The organism is Yoonia sp., from assembly GCF_030731595.1.
In the GTDB taxonomy this organism is placed as follows: domain Bacteria; phylum Pseudomonadota; class Alphaproteobacteria; order Rhodobacterales; family Rhodobacteraceae; genus Yoonia.
The window spans coordinates 1-4,242 of record NZ_JANQTS010000060.1 but is presented as its reverse complement, the minus strand read 5'-3'; the positions used below and the strand labels follow the sequence as shown (position 1 = coordinate 4,242).

Sequence of the window (4,242 nt, the reverse complement as noted above, 5' to 3'; positions counted from 1 at the left end):
CCTCAACAGGCTTGGCAAAGATATCTAGTGCGTTTCCAGCCAAGGGTGAATCAAGAAACGCCGCCCCGCCGTGACCGTCGATCACCATTTGCAGCGCGCCATGCAACAGTAGCCCGCACGTTAGTCCTGACGCTAGTGTATGTGAAGAATGGTGGAGCCTAGGGGAGTCGAACCCCTGACCTCTTGCATGCCATGCAAGCGCTCTCCCAACTGAGCTAAGGCCCCATCCGACAGCGATCTGCTGTGCTGCGCTGTCTATGCAGCGATCCGGGCGAGATCAAGTCCAAATCGCGCCCGGGAAGACTGTTTTAGTCGTCGTCGTTTGTTGCGACGTCTGCGAGGTCGTCGAGTGACACTGTGTCATCATCGTCGTCATCTTCGAGAATATCATCGCCCAGATCGACATCATCATCGTCGTCGTCATCGAGCACCAGATCGTCGTCGTCTTCGACCTCTTTCATCTTGGCGGTCTGCGCGTCTTCAGCGTCCGCAACCATCGTACGGGTCTTGGATGTGTCGATCGTCACAACATTGCCCGTGTAGGGGCTGATGATTGGCGTGGCATTCAGGTCGTAAAAGCGTTTGCCGGTTTCGGGGCAAAGGCGCTTTGTGCCCCACTCTTCCTTAGGCATAGGCTATCCCTTCAAAAACTTAGGTCTTCCCTTGCGGGTGATCGGTGCCAACTGCCATAAGCAGAGGGGCGTGTCAAAGCCTTTGGCACACTTGATTGCGAGTAGGATGATATGGGCCGTCATACGCTGCAAGGCAACCCCCCGATTGACGTCACTTTGCGCCATTCCGCCCGCGCAAAGCGGCTCTCGCTGCGCGTCTCGCGGCTGGATGGGCGGGTGACACTGACCCTACCCAAACGTGCGGCAGAACGCGAAGGGATCGCCTTCTTGCGGTCGAAAGAACACTGGCTGCGCAGTCATTTGCGTGACTTGCGTCCTGTCCAGCCGGTAGCGGCAGGCCAGACAGTCCTGTTTCAGGGTGTACCGGTCGAGATTGTCGCTGCTGAGGTCAAGGCTGCCCAGATCGGACAAGGCTTTATCCGTGTCCGCGCGGTCCAGCCCGTGGGCCCGCAGATCAAGGCGCTTTTTCGTCATCAGGCGCGGGACGCACTTGCGCTGGCTTCGGACAGATATGCGGCGCAACTGGGCCGTTCCTACAGCCGTCTGACGATTCGCGACACCAGATCGCGGTGGGGGTCCTGTTCGGCCCAAGGGGCGTTGATGTATTCTTGGCGGTTGATCATGGCACCGCCTGCTGTGTTGGACTACGTGGCAGCGCATGAGGTTGCGCATCTTGTAGAGATGAATCATCAACCCGAGTTCTGGTCGGTGGTGGCGCGGTTGTGCCCCGACTATCAGAAAAAACGGCAGTGGCTCCGAGATCATGGGGATCTGCTACATCGAATACGGTTCGACGATTGACGAAAGACCGCGATGTGATCACAACCAAGGCATGTTGATCCAGCCACGCCCGCAAGACAGTAAAACAGCCGCGCACGAGCGCGTCTACCGTGCCCTGCGCACACAGATCATGCATGGCGAGATCCCACCCGGAGAGGCTCTGACACTGCGCGGCATTGGGAAATCGCATGATGTCTCTATGACACCTGCGCGCGAAGCAGTCCGTCGGCTTGTGGCAGAGGGGGCTTTGTTCCTGTCGTCGTCAGGTCGGGTGTCAACGCCTGCGCTTTCAGATGACCGGATCGAGGAACTTGCAACCTTGCGCGCTTTGCTCGAGCCGGAATTAGCCTCACGTGCCTTGCCGCGTGCGCATTTTGCGCTCATTGATCGTCTTGATGTGATCAATCAAGGGGTCAGTCAGGCGATCACACACCATGATGCCACGGCCTATATTCGACTGAACCTCGAATTTCACCGGACCTTGTACTTGCGCGCGCAGGCGCCCGCCATGTTGGCGATGGCTGAAACGGTCTGGTTGCAGCTGGGGCCGACGATGCGCGCCCTTTACGGACGGCTGAACCGGACAGAGCCGCCATATCACCACAAGCTCATCCTTGCAGCGCTCAAGGCTGGCGATGAACCCGGTTTGCGATTGGCCGTGCGTGCCGATGCGACACAAGGGTTGCGACTGTTGAAAGGCTAGGCAGGCGGAAAAGCGTCGAGGTCCGCAAGTGCGAGGTTCATGACCCGCCGAAAATCCTCGCCCGGCATACCGATGCCATGGGCAAGCTCTGACAAAAACTCATGCTCAGATGGCAAAAGACGGCCACTGGACAGTGCAACATAAAAGGCACCACGCATCATGACGTCTTTTTCAGAATCGCGCAGGCCTCTGCCAAAATCGATGTAGTCCTGTTTGGTGAGGTTCATATCGATGTGATCGGTGATCCGAATGACTTCTGCTGCTTCGACATTGCGCCGGGTCAGCCTGCGCGCGGCCCTGCTGATCAGGGCGATCTCATTTGCCGCGACCATCCCGTCACATTTGCCCACGTAGCACATTGCGGTCAGGATGCGTTGCGATGCTTTCTTGCGCATGGGTGCACGTGGATTGAGACCCAAAATTGATCTGAGGCGCCGGATAATGACAACAAGCAATCCGAGAACCAATACGACCCAGATTCCATAGTTCTTGACGTTGCGTTCGAAATCGTTGCGCGCGGTCGATGGCAGATTTGGATCAACAAGATTGAGCGATTGCGCCGTTTCCATTTGTTCCTTGGTAAACGGACGGTCCAAACTCAGCTGGCATCCGTCGCTTGAGAGCGCATAGCCGGTAATGTCGCTGAACAACGGCAATCCCAGAATGCGGACCGTGCTTGTCACATGGCAAAGTGACATCACCTCTCCCGAAGCGCCGGGGATTTGGGTTTCCGCTACGGGCTCGAGTTCTGTGAATGTGCCTGTACTCGGGATGAATGCCTGGGCAGCATTCCCAAGAAGCAGGCTCAGCAAAAGGGTGATCATAAACCGCTTCATCGGGAATCTCTGATAATTCAACTCAATACTGCGCTAACAGAACGGAAGAATGTGGCGTGTATATGTTCGTTTCGGTGCGAGGATAGGGTATTTCAGCGTAATTATGGAAACAAAGTATCATTTATTGATTGAATGTTGACCAAAACGTCTCTGCGTCAGGCCGCGAGCGACTTTCAGCAACGATCCGCAACCTAAAGCTTAGTGGTCGGAGCGACGCAATGCCGCTCCTTTCAGGTCAAGCATGGATCGCCCCGTCTCCACAAGCAAGTGCGGCTTCGCGCACTGCTTCGGAATAGGTGGGGTGCGCGTGGCAGGTGCGTGCGATATCTTCGGCTGCTGCTCCGAACTCCATTGCAACGCAAATTTCGTGAATCAGATCGCCCGCCATCGGGCCGATGATATGCGCCCCGAGAATGCGGTCGGTCGTGGCATCGACAAGGAGTTTCACGAAACCCTCGCCCGCGAAATTGGCCTTTGCGCGTGCGTTGCCCATGAAAGGGAACTTCCCGACTTTATAGGCACGGCCTTGTTTTTTCAGTGATTCTTCGGTCTCGCCGACGTTGGACACTTCGGGGTGGGTATAGATCACACCGGGGATGATGCCGTAGTTCACATGCGGCTTCTGGCCCGCGATGACCTCGGCCACGGCCATGCCTTCGTCTTCGGCTTTATGGGCCAGCATTGGCCCTTCGATCGTATCGCCGATGGCGTAGATTCCGGGGATATTGGTGCCGTAGCTGCCGTTCGTTTTGATCTGCCCGCGCTCGGATATCTCGATGCCCAGTGTATCAAGGCCAAGGCCCTTGGTGAAAGGTTTGCGCCCTGTGGCGACCAGAACGGTGTCGGCTGTAACCTCGTGTGCGCTGTCGTCTTTGCGCAGTTTGTAGCTGACCGTGGCCTTGCCGTTCTTGACGGAAACGCCTTGTACAGCCGCTCCTAGCGTGAACTTAAGCCCTTGCTTTGTCAGCATCTTCTGGAACTGTCGCGCGATTTCTGCGTCCATTCCGGGGGTGATCGCGTCAAGGTATTCGATCACTTCGACTTCAGCTCCAAGCCGCGCATAGACCGAACCCAGCTCCAACCCGATGACGCCTGCGCCGATGACAGCGAGTTTCTTGGGGATCTTGCCCAATTCCAGCGCGCCGGTGGAGGTGACAACCGTCTTTTCGTCGACCTCGACACCCGGCAGGGTCGATGCCTCTGAGCCCGATGCAATGACGATGTGCTTGGCTTCGTGGACGTCGTCACCGACCTTGACCTTGCCCGCTGCGGGGATGCTGGCCCAGCCTTT

The 4,242-nt window shown here is 57.0% G+C and carries 5 protein-coding genes and 1 tRNA gene; 2 read left to right on the top strand and 4 right to left on the bottom strand.

The features are described from left to right. Positions 1-149: 149 nt before the first annotated feature. Both NWQ23_RS06160 and NWQ23_RS06155 read right to left on the bottom strand, forming a co-directional pair. A tRNA-Ala gene (locus tag NWQ23_RS06160) sits at positions 150-225 on the bottom strand. An 83-nt stretch (positions 226-308) separates the two neighbouring features. After that, positions 309-632: a TIGR02300 family protein gene (locus NWQ23_RS06155; protein ID WP_306165381.1), complete on the bottom strand. Its 324-nt coding sequence runs from the start codon at positions 630-632 to the stop codon at positions 309-311. Positions 633-743: 111 nt separating this feature from the next. On the opposite strand from NWQ23_RS06155, the gene NWQ23_RS06150 reads away from it, so the two are divergent. Further along, positions 744-1,433 (top strand): M48 family metallopeptidase, encoded by a 690-nt coding sequence (locus NWQ23_RS06150; RefSeq protein ID WP_306165380.1) that lies wholly within the window; start codon positions 744-746, stop codon positions 1,431-1,433. 31 nt (positions 1,434-1,464) lie between these two features. Further along, a complete protein-coding gene (locus tag NWQ23_RS06145) occupies positions 1,465-2,115 on the top strand; it encodes a GntR family transcriptional regulator (protein WP_306165379.1) in 651 nt (216 codons plus the stop codon). Here the strand turns inward: NWQ23_RS06145 and NWQ23_RS06140 are convergent. Beyond that, positions 2,112-2,951 carry a TerB family tellurite resistance protein gene (locus tag NWQ23_RS06140; RefSeq protein WP_306165378.1) on the bottom strand — a complete coding sequence of 280 codons (840 nt, stop codon included), beginning with the start codon at positions 2,949-2,951 and terminating at the stop codon, positions 2,112-2,114. The two genes, NWQ23_RS06145 and NWQ23_RS06140, sit on opposite strands and share 4 nt — an antisense overlap. 235 nt (positions 2,952-3,186) lie before the next feature. Then, the coding region (locus NWQ23_RS06135) for an FAD-dependent oxidoreductase (RefSeq protein ID WP_306165377.1) at positions 3,187-4,242 on the bottom strand (1,056 nt) is incomplete at its 5' end.

Excerpts from the sequence above, each read along its gene's own strand:
- NWQ23_RS06155 (WP_306165381.1), bottom strand. The coding sequence starts at position 632 with ATGCCTAAGGAAGAGTGGGGCACAAAGCGCCTTTGCCCCGAAACCGGC.
- NWQ23_RS06150 (WP_306165380.1), top strand. The coding sequence starts at position 744 with ATGGGCCGTCATACGCTGCAAGGCAACCCCCCGATTGACGTCACTTTG.
- NWQ23_RS06145 (WP_306165379.1), top strand. The coding sequence starts at position 1,465 with ATGTTGATCCAGCCACGCCCGCAAGACAGTAAAACAGCCGCGCACGAG.
- NWQ23_RS06140 (WP_306165378.1), bottom strand. The coding sequence starts at position 2,951 with ATGAAGCGGTTTATGATCACCCTTTTGCTGAGCCTGCTTCTTGGGAAT.